The sequence below is a fragment of the Secundilactobacillus malefermentans DSM 5705 = KCTC 3548 genome, from assembly GCF_001436395.1.
Classification (GTDB): domain Bacteria; phylum Bacillota; class Bacilli; order Lactobacillales; family Lactobacillaceae; genus Secundilactobacillus; species Secundilactobacillus malefermentans.
Genome location: NZ_AZGJ01000022.1, coordinates 1 through 19,396 on the forward strand (window position 1 = coordinate 1; position 19,396 = coordinate 19,396).

General features: G+C 39.1%; 20 protein-coding genes and 1 other annotated feature. Of the genes, 17 read left to right on the forward strand and 3 right to left on the reverse strand.

Annotated features, from left to right (window positions below):
- Nucleotides 1–32: 32 nt before the first annotated feature.
- Nucleotides 33–1,382 carry a C1 family peptidase gene (locus FD44_RS05410; protein WP_010620509.1) on the reverse strand — a complete coding sequence of 450 codons (1,350 nt, stop codon included), beginning with the start codon at nt 1,380–1,382 and terminating at the stop codon, nt 33–35.
- A gap of 183 nt (nt 1,383–1,565) precedes the next feature.
- Between FD44_RS05410 and FD44_RS05415 the strand changes: the two genes are divergently transcribed.
- The 17 genes from FD44_RS05415 to FD44_RS05500 all read left to right on the forward strand — a co-directional run bounded on the left by FD44_RS05415 (nt 1,566) and on the right by FD44_RS05500 (nt 15,932).
- A complete protein-coding gene (locus FD44_RS05415) occupies nt 1,566–2,102 on the forward strand; it encodes a dCTP deaminase/dUTPase family protein (protein ID WP_010620510.1) in 537 nt (178 codons plus the stop codon).
- A gap of 108 nt (nt 2,103–2,210) precedes the next feature.
- Nucleotides 2,211–3,584: a DNA repair protein RadA gene (radA, locus tag FD44_RS05420; RefSeq protein WP_010620511.1), complete on the forward strand. Its 1,374-nt coding sequence runs from the start codon at nt 2,211–2,213 to the stop codon at nt 3,582–3,584.
- A gap of 22 nt (nt 3,585–3,606) precedes the next feature.
- Complete coding sequence (locus FD44_RS05425) at nt 3,607–4,809, forward strand: PIN/TRAM domain-containing protein (protein WP_010620512.1); 1,203 nt, start codon at nt 3,607–3,609, stop codon at nt 4,807–4,809.
- A 163-nt stretch (nt 4,810–4,972) separates the two neighbouring features.
- Nucleotides 4,973–6,460, forward strand: a complete 1,488-nt coding sequence (gene gltX, locus FD44_RS05430) for a glutamate--tRNA ligase (protein WP_010620513.1) — start codon at nt 4,973–4,975, stop codon at nt 6,458–6,460.
- A 138-nt stretch (nt 6,461–6,598) separates the two neighbouring features.
- The gene (cysS, locus tag FD44_RS05435; RefSeq protein ID WP_010620514.1) at nt 6,599–8,008 is read left to right on the forward strand and encodes a cysteine--tRNA ligase; all 1,410 of its coding nucleotides are present in this window, start codon (nt 6,599–6,601) and stop codon (nt 8,006–8,008) included.
- An 8-nt stretch (nt 8,009–8,016) separates the two neighbouring features.
- Entirely contained in the window at nt 8,017–8,430 is a 414-nt protein-coding gene (locus FD44_RS05440; RefSeq protein ID WP_010620515.1) for a Mini-ribonuclease 3, read from the forward strand.
- Nucleotides 8,427–9,194, forward strand: a complete 768-nt coding sequence (rlmB, locus tag FD44_RS05445) for a 23S rRNA (guanosine(2251)-2'-O)-methyltransferase RlmB (protein WP_010620516.1) — start codon at nt 8,427–8,429, stop codon at nt 9,192–9,194. Before FD44_RS05440 ends, rlmB begins: the two co-directional genes overlap by 4 nt.
- A gap of 15 nt (nt 9,195–9,209) precedes the next feature.
- Complete coding sequence (locus FD44_RS05450; RefSeq protein WP_010620517.1) at nt 9,210–9,749, forward strand: NYN domain-containing protein; 540 nt, start codon at nt 9,210–9,212, stop codon at nt 9,747–9,749.
- A gap of 95 nt (nt 9,750–9,844) precedes the next feature.
- A complete protein-coding gene (locus FD44_RS05455) occupies nt 9,845–10,453 on the forward strand; it encodes a sigma-70 family RNA polymerase sigma factor (protein ID WP_010620518.1) in 609 nt (202 codons plus the stop codon).
- Nucleotides 10,454–10,516: 63 nt separating this feature from the next.
- Nucleotides 10,517–10,666 (forward strand): 50S ribosomal protein L33, encoded by a 150-nt coding sequence (gene rpmG, locus FD44_RS05460; RefSeq protein ID WP_010620519.1) that lies wholly within the window; start codon nt 10,517–10,519, stop codon nt 10,664–10,666.
- A gap of 25 nt (nt 10,667–10,691) precedes the next feature.
- The gene (secE, locus tag FD44_RS05465) at nt 10,692–10,868 is read left to right on the forward strand and encodes a preprotein translocase subunit SecE (protein ID WP_010620520.1); all 177 of its coding nucleotides are present in this window, start codon (nt 10,692–10,694) and stop codon (nt 10,866–10,868) included.
- Nucleotides 10,869–10,969: 101 nt separating this feature from the next.
- Nucleotides 10,970–11,521, forward strand: coding sequence for a transcription termination/antitermination protein NusG (gene nusG, locus FD44_RS05470; protein ID WP_010620521.1), 552 nt, complete (start codon nt 10,970–10,972; stop codon nt 11,519–11,521).
- Nucleotides 11,522–11,677: 156 nt separating this feature from the next.
- Nucleotides 11,678–12,103 carry a 50S ribosomal protein L11 gene (gene rplK, locus FD44_RS05475; RefSeq protein WP_010620522.1) on the forward strand — a complete coding sequence of 142 codons (426 nt, stop codon included), beginning with the start codon at nt 11,678–11,680 and terminating at the stop codon, nt 12,101–12,103.
- A gap of 100 nt (nt 12,104–12,203) precedes the next feature.
- On the forward strand, nt 12,204–12,893 hold the full coding sequence (gene rplA, locus FD44_RS05480) for a 50S ribosomal protein L1 (RefSeq protein ID WP_010620523.1): 690 nt from the start codon (nt 12,204–12,206) through the stop codon (nt 12,891–12,893).
- A gap of 57 nt (nt 12,894–12,950) precedes the next feature.
- Nucleotides 12,951–13,081, forward strand: a sequence feature (ribosomal protein L10 leader region).
- Between the two features lie 23 nt (nt 13,082–13,104).
- Nucleotides 13,105–13,611: a 50S ribosomal protein L10 gene (gene rplJ, locus FD44_RS05485; RefSeq protein WP_010620524.1), complete on the forward strand. Its 507-nt coding sequence runs from the start codon at nt 13,105–13,107 to the stop codon at nt 13,609–13,611.
- A gap of 44 nt (nt 13,612–13,655) precedes the next feature.
- A complete protein-coding gene (gene rplL, locus FD44_RS05490) occupies nt 13,656–14,021 on the forward strand; it encodes a 50S ribosomal protein L7/L12 (protein WP_010620525.1) in 366 nt (121 codons plus the stop codon).
- A gap of 1,317 nt (nt 14,022–15,338) precedes the next feature.
- Nucleotides 15,339–15,932, forward strand: a complete 594-nt coding sequence (locus tag FD44_RS05500; protein WP_010620527.1) for a hypothetical protein — start codon at nt 15,339–15,341, stop codon at nt 15,930–15,932.
- A gap of 286 nt (nt 15,933–16,218) precedes the next feature.
- Here the strand turns inward: FD44_RS05500 and nrdF are convergent, their stop codons facing one another.
- Both nrdF and nrdE read right to left on the reverse strand, forming a co-directional pair.
- On the reverse strand, nt 16,219–17,196 hold the full coding sequence (gene nrdF / locus FD44_RS05505) for a class 1b ribonucleoside-diphosphate reductase subunit beta (protein ID WP_010620528.1): 978 nt from the start codon (nt 17,194–17,196) through the stop codon (nt 16,219–16,221).
- A gap of 29 nt (nt 17,197–17,225) precedes the next feature.
- A complete protein-coding gene (gene nrdE / locus FD44_RS05510; RefSeq protein ID WP_010620529.1) occupies nt 17,226–19,391 on the reverse strand; it encodes a class 1b ribonucleoside-diphosphate reductase subunit alpha in 2,166 nt (721 codons plus the stop codon).
- Between the last annotated feature and the right edge of the window lie 5 nt (nt 19,392–19,396).

Below are 19,396 nucleotides of genomic sequence, written 5' to 3' on the forward strand. Positions count from 1 at the left end.
TTAGGACTTTTGTCCCAGCCACTGATTTGAGTTTAATTTGATGCCAGGGCACCCATTGGATCCCAAGGCGCCAAAAGTGCAGGATTTTCGGATTGAGCCTTCAATAGGTCCTCACTTAAGTACTTTTTATTAACGACGACTTGATAGCAATATTCTTCCATCCAAGCATCGCTCATCACAAAGTAACCCTTTGTCCCAACTTTTTCGCCCCAACTATTTTCAACTTTCCATTTAGTTGGTTTGCCTTCGACAAGATCGACACCGGTAATGACCATGGCGTGAGTCATGAGGCTTTCACCATAATCTAAACGCTCTGCCTTACTCATTGAAAGGTCAACGTCAAGAAGTTCATCCTTCTTGTAGTAGTTGACGTCCATAATCCCTTTTTGGCGTTCTGAGCTCTTGCCAACGTCACAGCCAAACCAAACACTTTGACCATCCTTGAGTTGTTTGATAGCAAGATCCTTGAAGTTATCCATTGTGACGTTTAAATGTTTCACTTGACGTCCTCCAACAACGTTTCCAAGCATTTCAACTGTGTATGTCTTGTTGTATGGCTTGTCATCAGTAGGGGAGTTGATGATTGAAACGTAATCGTCTAAGTTCCAACCAATATACTTATCATAGAAGGATTTAGGCGTTAACCCACGATCGGCGTGGAATTGTTTGTCATCGTCACGATACTCAAAGGCAAATTTTTGAACGGGCTCACCGAGTGAGTAGCTCAAAATCTTGTAATCGTCAGCAAGCATTTCCTGACGCGTCTTAGCAATTTCAGCATCAGTCGCGTTATTTGAAACTAATTTTCGTAAAGTAATGGCATCTTTACGTAGTTTAGTATTGAGGACTGAGTTTAATTCGCTCGATTTTGAACTGTTATAGGTTTCAGGCATCACTGATTTAGGTGCAATTCCGTACTTTTCAATGATGGCACAGAGCATATCCCATTGACCACCGTCTTGTTGTGGGGTTTCCATGAGGAAGGCAACTTTACGGCTGGTCCGAGGTTGGTCAGCTGTCGCTAAGACATTTTCGTAAAAGTAGTTTGCCTTTTCAAATTTATCCCAAAAGTTTGTATAGTTTTGAGATAGTTCAAAATTGGAAAGGTTGAACAAATCAGCTAAGTGATGACGCATTGTGTTCAATGCAGCAAACATCCAGCAACGACCACTTTGTTTTTGATTTGCCACTTTACCAGTATTCAAATCAATTGAAAAAACAGGAGACATGTCGACATCAGAAGCAAAATCGGCACTGGTTGCCAAAATTCCCTGGTGACTGACACTCCTTTGGATAACCTTAGCATCTTTGCGGGCTAAGTAGTTTTCATGATATTGATCTATTTGTGCCAAACTAATGGCGTTTTTTGATGATTCAGTCAAATCAATTCACACTCCTTTTCGTATCTTCTTATTGTACTCCAATAATCTCATTTTTCGAAAGCTTCCTCAAACCAATTTATTAGGAAAATGAGAAAAATTTAGGGGAAAAGTGATTCAAGTTCATTCCAGTGTTTGGTTAGTGTATGATTGTACAAAAGAGCAATTGAAAGGAATTAAACTAAAATGACACGTGGTTTTAAAGTTGTAAAAGCATATCAAGGAAAAGACGTTAAAATTCCATCACGGGCAACCAAGAATGCAGCTGGATATGATTTTGAAAGTGCAGCTGATTTTACGTTGCCATCGATCTGGAAAATGGATTTCATTAAAATATTGCGGACAATCAGAAAAGAGCAACCTTTTTCAGATGGGGATGCTGAAAAAGCCAAGAAAATATTGAAACCATTCTTAATTCCAACTGGGATCAAGGCCTACATGGCACCAAACGAAGTATTAATTCTTGCGAATCGTTCCAGTGGGCCGCTAAAACATGGGACAATTTTGCCAAACGGAATTGGTGTAATTGATGCCGATTACTATGATAATGAGAGTAATGAGGGTGAGATCTTCATCCAACTAATAAACTTTGGCCTTTTTGATCGTCATATAAAAAAGGGCGAACGGATCGGTCAGGGTATTTTTCTTAACTATCTAGTAGCAGATGACGAAGTAAGCGCAAGCTCTGTTAGAACTGGTGGTTTCGGTTCCTCAGACAAATAATCTTAAGACGTGTATAAACCGCTGGACTATTGCCAGATAAAAGGCAATAATATGCTAAAATATTATTTGGTTAATAAAAGTCAAACTTTGACGAAGGGAGAAGCTTAAATGGCAAAAGCAAAGACTCAATTTGTCTGTCAAAACTGTGGGTATCATTCACCACGATTTTTGGGCAGATGTCCTAATTGTGGAAAGTGGAACACCCTCGTTGAAGAGGTATTGGAGTCAGAGTCTGTGAATCGACAGGCAAGAGTCAGTTTTTCTGGTACTCATTCCAAACCGGAGCGAATGTCGGACGTCAGTATGGCCGAGGAGCCCCGTGTTAAAACGCAAATGAACGAGTTAAACCGAGTTTTGGGTGGTGGCATCGTTCCTGGATCACTTGTTTTGATTGGTGGCGATCCCGGAATTGGGAAGTCAACGCTTCTTTTGCAAGTTTCTGGACAGCTCAGCCAGACCGGTGGCAAGGTTTTGTATGTTTCCGGAGAAGAGAGTGCCAACCAGATTAAAATGCGAGCTGGAAGACTTAACGTTCATAGTGACAATTTATACCTGTATCCCGAAACGGATATGCACTCAATCAGAAACAATATTGAAGAGATGAAACCAGAATACGTGGTCATTGATTCTGTTCAAACTATGTCAGAGCCTGATGTAACTTCTGCAGTTGGATCGGTTTCTCAAATCCGAGAAGTTACTGCAGAATTGATGCAAATTGCTAAGACGAATAACATCACGATTTTTGTCGTTGGTCACGTGACTAAGGGTGGTGCTATTGCTGGGCCAAAGATTTTGGAACACATGGTGGATACAGTTCTTTACTTTGAGGGAGATCTTCATCACACGTATCGAATCTTGCGAGCCGTTAAAAACCGATTTGGCTCAACAAATGAACTTGGTATTTTTGAGATGCGTGATTCTGGTTTACAAGAGGTCAAAAATCCTTCTGAAATCTTTTTGGAAGAGCGACTAGCAGATGCAACGGGGTCTTCTATCGTAGTTTCAATGGAGGGAACCCGGCCAATTCTAGTTGAAATACAAGCCTTAATTACCCCTTCCGTTTTTGGAAACGCGCAACGAACTGCTTCAGGTTTGGATAGAAATCGGGTTTCACTAATAATGGCGGTTTTGGAAAAGCGCGCAAATCTGTTACTTCAAAACCAGGATGCGTACTTAAAGGCGGCTGGTGGCGTTAAACTTGATGAGCCAGCAATTGATTTAGCGATGGCAATTAGTATTGCTTCCAGCTATAAAGACCAAGGAACTGATCCAACGGAATGCTATGTTGGTGAAATTGGGTTGACGGGCGAAATTCGCCGGGTTAACCGAATCGAACAACGAGTTGCCGAAGCAACCAAACTTGGATTCAAGCGAATCTTTATTCCTAAAAATAATCTTCAAGGCTGGACGCCGCCGACTAATGAAATTGAAGTCGTTGGTGTCACAACAATTGGCGAGGCGCTTCATAAAATTCTGAAATAATCCTAGAAGGGGGGTGAAATTTATGAAAAGAAGAACCACAATTATTCGATTTATTTTTATCATCGTGGGAGTTGCGATTGGAATTGCCTATGTGCCTAGCCTTTGGGAACTGCTAAGCGTGGCGGATAATCGCTTGTTTAATAACTTATTTACTGATGCAATTATTGGGTTACTTGTTTTTATGCTATTATCCTTTATTTTTTCCAAATGGCTTGCAAGGCTGCTAGATCAGGCGGAACAGTTTTTAGCTTCAAAAAGTCCAATTTATTTATTATTTGGAAGTATTTCCACTATTGTGGGCTTAGTTATTTCATTACTGATTTCGACCTTTTTCTTCCAATCTGACTTATTTATTCTAAACACGATTGTGCCACTTATTTTAATGCTGGCGTTTGCCTATCTTGGATTTAGATTAGGAACGACGCGACTTGATGAGTGGGGGAAGTTATTCCAGTTTCGATCTCGCAGAACAAAGGATAAGGAAGAAAACGAATCAGAAAAGTCGGATATTATCGATCGGCCAATTGATGATAACTATCATCATTACAAGATTCTTGATACCAACATTTTGATTGATGGCAGAATCTACGACATTGCCAAGACGGGCTTCTTGGAAGGGACGCTGTTAGTTCCAAATTTTGTCTTGTATGAGTTGCAGTATATTGCCGATTCAAGTGACAGTATCAAACGGGTTCGTGGTCGACGAGGACTTGATATTTTAAATAAGTTACAAAATGAAAATATTATTCCAGTTGAGATGTATGAAGGCGACTACGAAGATATTCCGGAAGTGGATAGTAAACTTATTCGGTTGGCAAAAGAGGTTAATGGCGTCATCGTAACCAATGATTACAACCTTAATAAGGTCATTGAATTTCAAAACGTTTCCGTTTTAAATATTAATGCACTTACCAATGCGCTTAAGCCACGAGTTATTCCTGGAGAAACGTTGAAGGTAATGGTTGTTAAGAATGGGACTGAACGCCAACAAGGGGTTGCCTATCTTGATGATGGAACGATGGTCGTTGTTGAAGAGGGACGGTTCTACCTTAACCAGACGATAGAGGTGATTGTCACTTCAGCAATTCAGACTGATGCAGGTCGGATGATTTTTGCAAAACCAGAGCATTCTTCTAGAGGGATTACGGAAAATGAAGCTGAGGGTAGCAAGAGCGTACCAACTCCAGCTAATCACCAAAAATCTAAGGGAAAATCTGGCAGATAACTTTTATTTTTAGCGCGACACTTTAATCTTTGAATGATTGAAGTGCCGTTTGCTTTTACGGATGACTTTATTTTTAAGCCATTCCATTGTAAACTGAGAGAGCAGGATTTTAACCGATAAAGAAATCGGAATATGTGAAAATTAAGAAAGAGGCGGCATTTCATTGGCTAACAAATCAATTCGCGTACGGTATGCACCTAGTCCAACAGGTCATTTGCATATTGGTAACGCTCGAACAGCATTATTTAATTACCTTTTTGCACGACACAACAAGGGAAAATTCATCATTCGAATCGAAGATACAGATACGAAACGGAACGTAGAAGATGGTGAAAAAAGCCAACTCGACAATTTAAAATGGTTGGGTATGGATTGGGATGAAGGTCCTGATAAAGGCGGCGATTTTGGTCCTTACCGTCAATCAGAGAGAACTGAAATCTACAAGCCACTTATCCAGCAATTACTGGACGAAGGCAAAGCATACGAATCATACAAAACCGAGGATGAATTGCAGGCCGATCGTGAAGCACAAAAAGCACGTAAAGAAATGCCTCATTATGAATATGAATATGCGGGGATGAGTGACGAAGAACGTGAGCAGAAGATTGCAGCCGCAAAGGCAGCAGGACTAAAGCCAGTTATTCGTTTCCACGTTCTTGAAGATAAGACCTACGAATGGGACGATATTGTCAAAGGACACGTGTCATTTAAGGCGAACACCATTGGCGGCGATTTTGTTATCGCTAAGGCAGATGGGATGCCAACCTATAACTTTGCCGTTGTTGTGGATGATCATTTGATGAAAATTAGCCACGTATTTCGTGGTGATGACCATGTTGCCAACACACCAAAGCAACTGATGATTTATGAAGCATTTGGCTGGGAGGCACCAAAGTTTGGCCACATGAGTCTGATTATCAGTAAGGATACTGGCAAAAAGCTTTCAAAACGAGATGAGTCCGTTATTCAGTTTATCGAACAATATCGTGATTTAGGCTACCTTCCAGCTGCACTATTGAATTTCATTATTCTGTTGGGCTGGTCACCAGTTGGCGAAGAGGAAATATTCTCACTTAAAGAATTCGTCAAAATGTATGATGAAACTCGTTTGAGTAAATCTGCAGCAACGTTTGATACTAAGAAATTAGATTGGATTAACAACCAATACGTTAAATCTTCAGATGAGGATGAAGTTGTTGATTTAGCTTTACGTCAGTTAATTCAAGCAGGTAATTTACCTAAGAACCCTGACACTAAGACAATTGAGTGGGCAAGACAACTCATAAATCTTTACAAACAACAAATGAGTTACATGGCTCAAATTAATGATATGGCAAGTGTCTTCTTCAACGAGCCAGATCAAGTATCCGGCGAAACGCTTGAAGAAATTTCGAATGAGACAGCACCTGTTGTTTTGAAGGAATTTTCAGAACGCGTTCAAAACCTTGAAATATTTGATAAGGTTGAAATCTTGAAGACAATTAAAGATATTCAAAAGGCAACTGGAATCAAGGGTCGTCAACTTTGGATGCCAATCCGAATTGCGGTTACCCATGAAATGCATGGACCAGAACTGCCAGAATCAATCGAATTAGTTGGTCGTGAGACAACACTGAAGCACGTTCAACAAACATTGGATCAGATTAAATAAACAGCAAACCCGCTAAACGGTCATGGGACATTGATCATTTTGGCGGGTTTTACTGTATATTAATATCTATGATTATAAATTAAACGCCTCGTTATGCTAAAATAAAGAATGAAAATCATTTGAGAGGGGTACGCAATCATGCTAAAAGTTTTTAACACACTTACACGACAAAAAGAAATCTTTAAGTCCATCAATCCAAACGTGGTAAATATGTATGTCTGTGGCCCCACAGTGTACAATTACATTCATATTGGTAACGCCAGAAGTGCAATTGCATTTGATACCATTCGCCGTTATTTAGAATATAAAGGTTATAAGGTTAACTACGTCTCAAATTTTACGGATGTAGATGACAAACTGATAAAGGCTGCTAATGAGCAACATACAACGGTGCCGGAATTGGCTGACCGCTATATTGCTGCGTTTAAGGAAGATACGGCTGCGATTAATATTGAGCCAGCCACAAAAAATCCGCGCGCCACTGAGAATATTCCAGAAATTATTGAGTTTGTGAAAGCATTAATTGAAAAAGGCTTCGCATACGAGGCTGACGGTGACGTCTATTTTCGAGCTCGTAAATTTAAGCATTATGGTCAGCTATCAGATCAAAATGTCGATGAGCTTGAAGTTGGCGCAAGTGAGCATACGGATGAGGCAGAACTTGAAAAAAAAGAAGATCCAATTGACTTTGCGTTATGGAAATCTGCCAAGCCAGACGAAATCTCTTGGGAATCACCTTGGGGAGCAGGCCGGCCAGGTTGGCACATTGAGTGCTCAGTCATGTCGACTAAATACTTGGGTGATACAATCGATATTCATGGTGGCGGACAAGACCTAGAATTTCCACATCATGAAAATGAAATTGCGCAAAGTGAGTCGAAAACTGGGAAAAAGTTTGCAAACTATTGGCTACACAATGGGTTTGTAACGGTTGGCGATGACAATCAAAAGATGAGCAAGTCCCTAGGAAACTTTGTGACGGTCCACGACATTATTAAGAAAACGCCGCCAGAAGTGCTTCGGTTCTTTATGGCAACGACTCAATACAGAAGACCGATTCAGTATACGCAAGATAATCTTGATGATGCCGCAAATAATTTGAAGCATTTGCAGACGGCCTTCAGTAATTTAACGTACCGCTTAAAGGACGCTGAGGACGGAAATGATCCTAAAATTGAGCAGGAAATTCGCCAAATTCAATCTGAGTACATTGACGCCATGGACGATGACTTCAATGCTCAAAACGGGATTAGTGAAGTTTATGAGCTCGCCAAATTGGGCAATATTTACGCTGAACGAGGGTTAGTTGAGAAAGGGACAATTGAGTTCATTTTGTCTGAGTTACAGCAAATGGTTTTAGTGTTTGGTATTCAGTTACAAAGCACACAGCTTGAGGATGATGGAATTCAAACCCTCATCGATGAGCGACTTGAAGCGCGCAAAAACCGGGATTTTGCCAGGAGTGATGAGATCCGGGAACAATTAAAAGCACAAGGAGTCATATTAGAGGATACGCCACAAGGAACTAGATGGCGAAGAGAGGAATAAACCGTTAAATGAAAGAATCAACAGTTGATTATAATCAGTTAAATGGCGTCACGTTAGCTTATATGGGGGATGCAATTTACGAGGTTTACATCCGACAACAGTTATTAGAGCTTGGAATTATGAAGCCGACTAATTTGCAGCATCGGGCAACGCACTATGTTTCAGCTAAGGCTCAAGCAGCTTTAATTAGCTTAATGGAACAAGATGATATTTTGTCGGAAACTGAATGGCTATTTTTCAAACGTGGACGTAATGCCAAGAGCTATACGCATGCAAAGAATACAGATGTGGTTACGTATCGAATTTCGACCGGCTTTGAGGCATTGTTTGGCTATTTGTTTTTAAGTAATCAAACGAAACGGGTGGATGAACTATCTGCATGGTGTATCAAACAGGTTGAAGCAGGGAGGACTGGCAAATGACAGAACAAGAGCAAAATGGTAACGAGGAAAGTGAATTTGTGATTGGCCGACACCCAGCAATTGCTGCCCTTAGAAGTAAGCAAGAAATAAATAAGGTATTTCTCCAGTCAGACGCAAAGGGAGAAATTATTGATGAAATTGTTAAATTAGCAAAGAGACGGGATTTAGTTATCCAGAATTCCCCGAAGCAAAAGCTTGACCAATTGAGTCAATATGAAAATCATCAAGGAATCGTTCTTGCAGTTGCTGCCTTTAAATATGCGACAATTGATGATTTATTTGAGAACGCCAAGCAAAAGCAAGAGGATCCATTTTTCCTAATTTTGGATAATATTGAGGATCCCCATAATCTGGGATCCATTATGAGAACGGCTGATGCAGTAGGCGTTCACGGAATCATTATTCCTAAACGTCGAGCTGTTGGCCTGACTGCGGTTGTTGCAAAGACTTCTACGGGTGCTATCGAACACGTGCCAGTTGCCCGTGTGACAAACTTAGTAAATACCATTAATGATCTTAAAAAAGACGGTATGTGGATTTTCGGGACTGATATGAACGGAACCGATTATCGTAAATGGAATGCGACCGGGGCGGTTGGGTTAATTATTGGAAATGAAGGTAAGGGTATTTCGCCACTTCTCCAAAAGAATGTGGATGAAACGCTAAGTATTCCAATGGTGGGCCACGTCCAAAGTTTAAATGCGAGTGTTGCTGCTAGTTTATTAATGTATCAGGGCTTCAATTCGAGACACCCACTTGGTTGATAATGAGGTAATTATATGAAAAAAGAGTTATTAATTGTGGATGCGTATAATTTAATTGGTAGTTGGCCGGAGCTTAAACAACTTAAGCTTCAAGATCGGCTAGAAGATGCGCGAGACCGGCTCATACAAATGATGGTTGAGTATCGTAAGTATCGGGCGATTGAAATCGTCGTTGTTTTTGATGCCATGTATGTGCCTGGTGTCACTCAAAACAAGCAATATCGCGGACTTGAAGTCGTTTGGACTGCTAAAAATGAGACGGCTGATAGCTATATTGAAGCTTTGGCCAAAGAAAAACAATCACGGCTGCTTCAAGTGACGGTTGCCACGAATGATCAGGCAGAGCAATGGATGATTTTTTCTGAAGGTGCTTTGCGGATTCCTGGGGATGAATTATTGGGTGATATTCATCTCGCTAATAAGGAAGTTACGAAACAAACATCTGAATATGCTGATCAATTAAGCGTTCGGAAATCACCATGGGACAATGATCAATTAACAGCATTGGAACAGTTAAGAGAAAAACTAACCGATAAAGGTAAAAAAAATAAATAATCCGCCAAAAATGTTGAATTTAGACCCTATGTTCGCTTTCCACGTGTGAACATGATGGGTAAGCTTGTACTAATTTAACTTTGGAGGATTTTTTTATGTCTACAAAAAGCTTTGATAAACAATTAAATGAGTTTAGTAAATTAAGCGATTTTGAAATAATTACCAGATTAAAGCATGATGATCTATTACCATTTAGCGAACTTTTGTCCCGTTATTATCCGTTAATTCGGAATATTGAGAAACGTTATTACATAGCTGGAATGGAGTGGGACGATTGGGTTCAAGAGTCCTCATGTTTACTATGGAAGGTCGTGGGTAAATATGATGTTGATCGAAATATTTCCTTTGGCGCGTATTTTAAGCAAATTCTAATAAATCAGCGAGTTGATTTATTAAGAGAAAGTTTAGCTTATAAGCGCCAAATTAATCGGATAGCCGTTTCGTTGGACGTTAATCCAGAATTCTTTCAGGATAATTTGCAGGATTACGGGACCGTTCTACCGGAAACTAAAACATTGTTTAACGAGGCTGTGCAGGGATATCTAACAAATCAACTTTCACCCCTAGAACGAGATGTTTTAATACGCGTTTTAAAACACCTGACTTTCGCTGAAATTGCCGATGATTTACAAATTAGTTTCAGAAAAGTAAGGAGCGCTTACGAACGTGCTCATAAAAAGGCAAAAATTTTAGCACGCGGATAAGGTTTGATTGACGAGGGTCAGGATAGATGATAGAATTGTTCTGTCTTTAAGGAGGTGCTAGCAATGGCACAAAAAAAAGTTGCTCTTGCCTGTTCTGAATGTGGCTCACGTAATTACACAATTGCGTACAGCCCAAATCGGACGCACCGGTTAGAAGTAAAAAAGTTTTGTAAATATTGTGGAAAATACACGTTACACCAGGAAACACGTTAATTAATAAACTTCAGGAGGAAAGAGCATGCACATCTTTAGATTTATAGGCAGTGTTGTTGAAGAAATGAAGCACGTTTCTTGGCCAAATGCCAGTCAAACTCGTCGTGATACGAGTGCTGTGCTGACGACATCAATCTTGTTTGCAATCTTCTTTGCAATTGTGGATTATGCTGTTCAAGCTGGCCTTCAACTGTTGGCTTAGTTTGACTATTAGCCACTTAAATGGTTTAATTAATTGAATGTTTGTTGACCAAAAACTTCGCTAGCCGAGGTTTTTTTATTTTGGAAAAGGAGAAACTTATAATGGTCGAATCAGCTGAAAAACAATGGTATGTCTTACATACTTATTCTGGATACGAAAACAAAGTTAAAATGAATTTAGAGTCTCGTGCGCAAACAATGGGCATGAGCGACTTTATTTTTCGCGTTGTAGTTCCTGAAGAAGAAGAGCGAGAAGTTAAGAATGGCAAAGAAAAGATTAAAATGGATAAAACCTTCCCAGGTTACGTTTTAGTTGAAATGGTTATGACCGATCAATCATGGTATATCGTTCGTAATACACCTAACGTCACTGGATTCGTTGGCTCTCACGGTCAAGGATCAAAGCCGACACCATTATTGCCTGACGAAGTAGAGTTGGTTCTACAACGTATCGGAATGAGTGCGAGACACCAAGATCTTGACGTCAAGAATGGCGATACAGTCAAGATTGTGGACGGCGCCTTTGCAAATCTTGAAGGTAAAGTAACAGAAGTTGATAACGAAAAGATGAAACTGAAAGTTAACATTAATATGTTTGGTCGTGAAACAAGCACTGAACTTAACTTTGACCAAATAGACCCCGTTATTGACTAGAAACTTAATTTCTAGATTTACCCACTAATCGTCTTAAATAAATTGGTGGTTCGTTATTAATGTGTTATACTATTCTAGTATGTTTTTGCATACTGACGTGGGAGGAGAAATATAAATCTCCATTTACCACACACGGACTTAAGGAGGTATTGTCTCGTGGCTAAAAAAGTGACTAATGTTGTTAAATTACAAATACCAGCTGGAAAAGCAACACCAGCTCCACCAGTTGGACCTGCACTAGGTCAAGCAGGTATCAATATCATGGGATTCACTAAAGAATTCAATGCACGTACTGCTGACCAAGCAGGAATGATTATTCCTGTCGTTATTTCAGTATACGAAGACCGTTCATTCGACTTCGTTACAAAGACTCCACCAGCAGCCGTTCTTTTAAAGAAGGCAGCAGGAGTTGAAAAGGGTTCTGGCGAACCAAACACGAACAAGGTTGCTACTGTAACCAAGGATCAAGTTAAGGAAATCGCTCAAACCAAAATGCAAGACCTAAACGCTGCTGATGTAGAAGCAGCAATGCGCATGGTTGAAGGTACTGCTCGAAGCATGGGTTTCACTGTCGAAGGTTAATCTCATGTTGGGATTGCTAGTCGGATACTTCATGAAAATGAATGTATCAAGTGGGAGGAAAATCCGCTAAAACCACATTTGCAAGGAGGAAAACAGAAAAATGGCAAAAAAAGGTAAAAAATACCAAGACGCCTTGAAGCAGGTAGACCAAGAAAAGGTTTACTCAATTCAGGACGCAGTAGAATTAGTTAAAAAAATGGACTTTGCAAAGTTCGATGCAACAGTTGAAATCGTCTTTCATTTAAATCTTGATACAAAGCAAGCTGATCAACAATTACGTGGTGCCGTTGTTTTACCAAATGGTACTGGTAAGGATCAGACTGTTGTTGTCTTTGCTAAGGGTGACAAGGCTAAAGAAGCTGAAGCAGCCGGTGCTGACTTTGTTGGCGACGACGATTTAGTTGCTAAAATTCAAGACGGTTGGCTTGATTTTGATGTTGCAATTGCAACACCAGATATGATGGCTAAAGTTGGTCGTTTAGGCCGTGTTCTTGGACCTAAGGGCTTAATGCCTAACCCTAAGACTGGTACTGTTACCATGGAAGTCGGTAAAGCTGTATCAGAATCTAAGGCTGGTAAAGTAACATACAGAACGGACCGTGACGGTAACGTTGCAGTTCCTGTTGGAAAGGTTTCATTTGACTCTGATAAGTTAGTTGGGAACTTAGCAACCATTGAAAATGTGATTGTTAGTGCTCGTCCCGCAGCAGTTAAAGGAACTTACGTAAAGCACGTTTCAATTGCAACGACATTTGGACCAAGTGTTAACGTTGATTTATCGTCATTCTAACTAGTTAAATAAAAAAATCTCTAATTGACTTTATTTAAATTACATGTTAATTTAATATAGTTGATTCATGATCTGCCTAAGACTCAGGTGGCGAAAGCCTTAATTTATGCCTGCCGAGGAAATTATTATCTATATGATAGTATTTGACTCTCTGTGTCGGGTGGACACGGGGATTTTTTTATCCCTAAAATCTTTAGGAGGTGAAAAACACATGAGTAACAATAACATTGATATCAAAGCAAAACACGTTGATGAGGTCACAGAACGTTTTAACAATGCCGTTTCTGCTATCGTTGTCGATTATCGTGGATTGGATGTTGCTGAGGTTACCGAATTACGTTCACAATTACGTGAAGCAGGTGTCTCAATGAGCGTTATCAAAAACAAAATCTTGAACCGTGCAGCTGACAAAGCTGGTTATGGTGATTTGAAAGATGTCTTCGTTGGACCTACAGCCGTTGCTTTCTCTGATGAGGATGCAATCGCTCCAGCTAAGATCTTGAAGAAGTTTGCTGATGATAACGATAAGCTATCTATTAAGGGTGGTTTAATTGAAGATAAGCTTGTATCTGTTGATGAAATCAACGTATACGCTTCATTACCTAGTCGTGATGACTTACTTTCAATGCTTGCAAGTGCCTTGCAAGATCCTATGCGTAAGATTGCAAGAGCTGTTAAGGCTGTTGCAGACAAAGCTGGCGAAGGCGAAGCTGCCTAAGCTGTTTCAAACAACTAATTATATATAAAACGGAGGAAACAAACATGGCTTTTGATAAAGATTCTATCATTGCTTCCCTTAAGGAAGCTTCAATTACTGATTTAAACGATTTGGTAAAGGCTATCGAAGAAGAATTTGACGTATCAGCTGCTGCACCAGTTGCAGTTGCCGCTGCCGGTGGAGACGCTGCTGCAGATAAGGATTCTTACGATGTTGAAATTACTGAATCTGGTGACCAAAAGGTTAAAGCTATCAAGGCAGTTCGTGAAATCACTGGACTTGGCTTGAAGGATGCTAAGGGTCTCGTTGACGATGCACCATCAATCGTTAAGGAAGGCGCTACAGAAGACGAAGCTAACGACATCAAGGCTAAGCTTGAAGAAGTTGGCGCAACTGTTACTCTTAAGTAGTAATCAGCTGTAAAGCAAGCCATTATTGGCTTGCTTTTTTATATCTCGACAAAATAAATAGGACAATTCGGAATAAAATCTGAATTGTCCTATTTTGGGTATTTAGCTACTTGTCATCGGGATCTTTAACGAGGTAGATAAAAGGACGTGGTGAGTTATTAGCACATCCTTTCTATGTAACTATTGTATTAAAATACTTTCTATTTGTTCATCAGTTAAACCACCTATTTTAAATGGTAAATAATCAGATATACCAAGTAAAAAATCAGCAGAAGTATCTAGAATACTGCAAATTGTAGCAAAGGTTTTGAGTGGTCTTCTATCTTTCGCCAAAACAATCTATCGTCATAAGTTTCACTCTGCGCATAGGGTAGCAAAGTGAAGTACATAAAATAATGGTACTTTATACGGCTATATATGATCATATTGATGTTTTTTCATGTTTTTGATAATATTAGATGTAACGAATATGACTATAGGTGAAATTTTTCAACTTCTGTTGATAGTTGTATTGAATACGACGGTTAAAATAACTCTTGAGGTTATCTTTTGATCCTTTTAATTGATATTAATCACAGTAGAATGGGCATATTTTAATTAGAGTAGGCACAATTCATAGGGGAGAGGGGAAAAATAAAGAAATCATTGTTTTTGGTAAATTGGGGTTTCATCAAGTTATAGTTTTATTATTGTTGTTAACTAAATTCACAATACTTTGGGGGATTCATCATGAAGTTAAAAAAATATTGTATTAATAATTGCATTAAGTTTTGGATTAACTTTTGCTGCAGGTGCGGTGACGCAAACGACTAATGTATAGGCGGATAAAACGTATCGTGCATATAAGACTATGCCTAAGGTACTGCGAGGAACATGGAGAACTGGGTATTTGAAGTATGGAAAAACAAAAACCAAAGTTCGTTGGACTTATAAATTCAATAAAACATCTTATTATATGACTATGTCACCTAAAGGTAAGCATTCAAAAACATTCAAATTTGCTATTAGCTATATGATGTACAGATATAAAACTAAGCATTACGAATTTACAGGTGTAACGACAAAAAAGAATGGTTCATACAATCAACCTATGGAAATGAAACCAGTTCATCATAATGGCAAGAAGGCACTTGGATATTACAACACTTCAGTTACGAAACCTGACACGTATTATTATTATGTTCACAAATAGTTTAACAAATTTCCATGTTCATTTGTAAGTCTCGAACATCGGACTTATTTTATTTAACAATTAGTAGTAATCAATGTTTGAACAATAATACTACTAAACTCACAATCCTTTGGGGGAATTTAATTATGAAAAAGAAATTAATGTTAATCGTTGTTGCAATTATGGCTTTCTTTATGATCGCTGGTGTCTCTGACGCTTCTGCTAAAGCTAAGGTTTACAAATCTCATGTTTATGCTGCTAAGCAACTTAAACATCACTACTTCAAGCATACTTATACTAAGTACAGTAAGAAGGGCTTGATTTACACCACTCGTTCTTTAAAGCACTGGAATCATAAAGGTGCTAACTATAAACAGACTGCTTGGACAACTAACCAGTCTGTTACGGTTAAAAAGAGTAATGGCCATAAAGCTGTTTACTACTACATTAAGAACAAAAAGAATGGTATCAAGGGTTGGATCTGGCGTGGTTATTTAGCAAGTAAGCCAGTTAAAACTACCAAGACTACTAGTTATGAGGGATATAATCCTGACGGATTTGATGGACCTTCTGCCGCCGACGATCCTTCAGGCAAATCTTCTGGAAAATGGAAATCCGATGCTAGAGTCACTGCCTATTCTAAAAAATCAGATGCTGCATATAATAAGGCACAGAAAGAATTTAACGATTCATATGCAGCATATTTAGCTAAATTTAATGCTGAACATTCTACTAATTAATAATAATTAATAGTTTGAGCTCATCAAGGTGACTTGGTGGGTTCGCTAGTATTAATTATTAGCTAAACAAAGTTGGAATATGAATGTACCTTTGTCCTGGGATGGTATGTCCGATAAAATTCCCCAAGTTCAATCATCGATGTAACTATTATTTCTTAACATATGTTTAGCTATCATAATAGCAAAGGGCTCACCCTTCATTATTATTGGCTTGCTTTTTATATCTCGACAAAACAAATAGGACAATTCAGATTTTATTCTGAATTGTCCTATTTTTGGTATTTAGTTACTTATCATCAGGATCTTTAACGTTGTAATCAGCATCATCCATTGCTTCTACATCACCAAGCAAGTAGCCATTACCTACTTGAGAGAAGAAATCGTGGTTAGCCGTTGAAGTAGAGATACCATTCATGACGATGGGGTTAACATCTTCAGCTGTATCTGGGAAGAGAGGATCCTGGCCTAAGTTCATGAGGGCTTTATTTGCATTATATCGAATGAAAGTAAGCACTTGATCTGTCCAGCCAACCTTATCATAAACGAGGTGAGTGTACTTTTCTTCATTGTTGTATAAGTCATACAAGAAGTTGTACATCCAATCCTTTAATTCTTGTTGTTCATTTTCGCTGATTTCATTAAAGGCGATTTGGAATTTGTAGCCAATGTAAGTACCATGGACTGATTCGTCACGCAGAATTAGTTTAATGATTTCTGCGACGTTGGCGAGCTTGTTATGGCCAAGATAGTAAAGTGGGGTGAAGAATCCAGAGTAGAATAAAAATGTCTCTAAGAAAACACTCGCAATCTTTTTCTTAAGTGGGTTTGCGTCGTCATGATAAAGATTGTAAATTCGACGGGTTTTATTTTGAAGAAATTCCTCTGTATCACTCCAGTTAAATATTTCATCAATTTCGTCAGGTGTATTTAAAGTTGAGAAAATTGATGAATAACTTTTAGCATGGACTGATTCCATAAATTGAATATTGTTAAGCACGGCAGTTTCGTGTTGTGTCCGAACATCGCGACGGAGTGCCGCCATACCATCCTGAGACTGTAAGGTATCTAATAGGGTTAAGCCACCAAAAACGTGTCCTACAACCCATTTATGGTCATCATCAAGTGTCCGCCAATCGGCCAAATCATTTGAGATTGGAATTCGCGTATCTAGCCAAAATTGTTCCGTGAGTTTTTCCCAGGTGGCTTTATCTATTTGATCAGAAATTTGGTTCCAATTAATTGCTTCATAATTTTCTTCAGACATTTTCATTCTCCCTTAAATTAAATTAACAACTAAATAACGCAACTCTCGCATTGGTTTGCCCCAATTTCGTCTTGATCATCGGTAAATGTTCGAACGTAATAAATTGATTTGATGCCCTTTCGATAGGCATAGTTCCTTAAAATACTTAAATCACGGGTCGTCATTTTATCTGTTCGGCCATTTTTCCATTCATAAAGGCCTTCTGGAATTGTTGAACGCATAAAGAGGGTGAGACTCATTCCTTGATCCACATGCTTTTGAGAAGCAGCATATACGTTGATGACCTTTCGCATATCCATGTCGTATGCGGACATGTAATATGGCATCGTTTCATTTGAAAGGTATGGCGCTGGATAATAAATTTTACCAATCTTCTTTTCTTGGCGTTCCTCAATTCGATTAATGATTGGATGCAAACTAGCGGTTGTATCATTAATATACGAAATTGAGCCGTTTGGTGCAACTGCTAATCTGTTTTGATGGTAAAGGCCATCCTTCATAACTGCCTCTTTTAAAGCTTTCCAGTCGTTTTCTGTTGGAATAAAAATATCTTTGAAGAGGGCCTTTACTTCGTCAGATTCTGGGCCCCAATCTTTAGTGACGTACTTATCAAAATATTTTCCTGATGCGTAATCACTCTTCTCAAACTTATAGAAAGTTTCATGGCGTTCTTTTGCAATTTCATTAGAAGCCTTGAGGGTCCAGTAATTAAGTAGCATGAAGTAAACATTGACAAAGTCTAGAGAAACTTTTGAACCGTAATAAATTTGATTTTTAGCTAAAAAGCTGTGAAGTCCCATAGCACCAAGACCAATCGTGTGAGCCAATTTGTTTCCGTTTTGAATTGACGGAACAACATCGATATCTGAATGATCCGTTACAAAGGTGAGGGCTCTAACCATTGTTTCAACAGATTCGCCAAAATGGGGGCTGTTCATCAAATTGAGAATGTTGGTAGAACCGAGGTTACATGAAATATCTCGGCCAAGGTTAACGTATTTCTGTTGGTTATCCACAGTTGATGGAGATTGAACCTGAAGTATTTCTGAACACAAATTACTCATGACGATTCTACCATCAATTGGATTATCTCGGTTAGCCATATCAATGTTAATAATGTAAGGGTAGCCAGATTCTTGTTGTAATTTACCAATCTCGGTTTCAAGTTCCCGAGCAGAAAGCTTTTTCTTATGAATCCTGTCGTTTGCGACCATGTTGTCGTATTCTTTTGTAATATCAACGTAGGAGAATGGTGTGCCGTATTCGCGCTCAACGTCATAAGGACTGAATAAGTACATATCGTCATCTGCTTTGGCCAGTTCATAAAATTTATCCGGAACTGTAATTCCAAGTGATAGGGTCTTTAACCTAATTTTTTCATCGGCATTTTCCTTTTTGGCAGCTAAGAAGTCGATGATATCAGGATGAAAGACGCTTAAATAAACGACGCCGGCACCTTGTCGTTGGCCTAATTGATTGGAATACGAAAAACTATCCTCAAGAAGCTTCATGACTGGGACAACGCCACTAGCAGCGCCTTCGATGTGCTTAATTGGATCGCCGGCACCACGAAGATTTGATAAATTAATACCAACTCCGCCACCGATTCTTGACAGTTGGAGGGCCGAATTGATTGTTCGACCAATGGTGTTCATATCGTCTGTTGTCTGAATGAGGAAACAAGAAACGAGTTCACCACGACGCTTACGGCCCGCATTTAAGAAACTAGGGGTTGCAGGTTGATATCGTTGGTGAATAATTTCGTCAGCGAGATTCATGGCCAGGTCTTCGTCACCGTCGGCAAAGTAAAGTGCATTAAGTGCGGCACGATCGGTAAAGTTTTCAAGATAGTAATCGCCATCATCAGTCTTTAGTGCGTATTGTGCATAGTATTTATAAGCGGCCATGAAAGACTTAAAGTGGAAGTCTTGTTCCTTTAGGTAGTCGTAGAGCTTTTCAATGAAGCTAAAATCATACTTGTTAAAAAATTCAGCTTCAATGTAATCATTATCTAATAGGTAATCGAATCGTTCTTTTAGAGAATTAAATGAGTACATGTTTGGCTCAACGTTTTGTTTTAAAAATGCTTGGAGTGCTTCCTGATCTTTCTGTAATGGAATCTGCCCATCTACTGGGATATTGATTTCGTTATTAAGGTCGTAATAGGTAACGTCCTTCAAATTTTTTAAAGTCATAATGC

What these genes read in the sequence shown, in the direction of transcription:
- radA (WP_010620511.1), top strand. Translation starts at nt 2,211, where the DNA reads ATGGCAAAAGCAAAGACTCAATTTGTCTGTCAAAACTGTGGGTATCAT.
- rpmG (WP_010620519.1), top strand. Translation starts at nt 10,517, where the DNA reads ATGGCACAAAAAAAAGTTGCTCTTGCCTGTTCTGAATGTGGCTCACGT.
- nrdF (WP_010620528.1), bottom strand. Translation starts at nt 17,196, where the DNA reads ATGTCTGAAGAAAATTATGAAGCAATTAATTGGAACCAAATTTCTGAT.
- rplA (WP_010620523.1), top strand. Translation starts at nt 12,204, where the DNA reads ATGGCAAAAAAAGGTAAAAAATACCAAGACGCCTTGAAGCAGGTAGAC.
- FD44_RS05455 (WP_010620518.1), top strand. Translation starts at nt 9,845, where the DNA reads ATGTCTACAAAAAGCTTTGATAAACAATTAAATGAGTTTAGTAAATTA.
- nusG (WP_010620521.1), top strand. Translation starts at nt 10,970, where the DNA reads ATGGTCGAATCAGCTGAAAAACAATGGTATGTCTTACATACTTATTCT.
- rlmB (WP_010620516.1), top strand. Translation starts at nt 8,427, where the DNA reads ATGACAGAACAAGAGCAAAATGGTAACGAGGAAAGTGAATTTGTGATT.
- rplL (WP_010620525.1), top strand. Translation starts at nt 13,656, where the DNA reads ATGGCTTTTGATAAAGATTCTATCATTGCTTCCCTTAAGGAAGCTTCA.
- secE (WP_010620520.1), top strand. Translation starts at nt 10,692, where the DNA reads ATGCACATCTTTAGATTTATAGGCAGTGTTGTTGAAGAAATGAAGCAC.
- FD44_RS05440 (WP_010620515.1), top strand. Translation starts at nt 8,017, where the DNA reads ATGAAAGAATCAACAGTTGATTATAATCAGTTAAATGGCGTCACGTTA.
- FD44_RS05450 (WP_010620517.1), top strand. Translation starts at nt 9,210, where the DNA reads ATGAAAAAAGAGTTATTAATTGTGGATGCGTATAATTTAATTGGTAGT.
- nrdE (WP_010620529.1), bottom strand. Translation starts at nt 19,391, where the DNA reads ATGACTTTAAAAAATTTGAAGGACGTTACCTATTACGACCTTAATAAC.
- cysS (WP_010620514.1), top strand. Translation starts at nt 6,599, where the DNA reads ATGCTAAAAGTTTTTAACACACTTACACGACAAAAAGAAATCTTTAAG.
- FD44_RS05425 (WP_010620512.1), top strand. Translation starts at nt 3,607, where the DNA reads ATGAAAAGAAGAACCACAATTATTCGATTTATTTTTATCATCGTGGGA.
- FD44_RS05500 (WP_010620527.1), top strand. Translation starts at nt 15,339, where the DNA reads ATGAAAAAGAAATTAATGTTAATCGTTGTTGCAATTATGGCTTTCTTT.
- rplJ (WP_010620524.1), top strand. Translation starts at nt 13,105, where the DNA reads ATGAGTAACAATAACATTGATATCAAAGCAAAACACGTTGATGAGGTC.
- FD44_RS05415 (WP_010620510.1), top strand. Translation starts at nt 1,566, where the DNA reads ATGACACGTGGTTTTAAAGTTGTAAAAGCATATCAAGGAAAAGACGTT.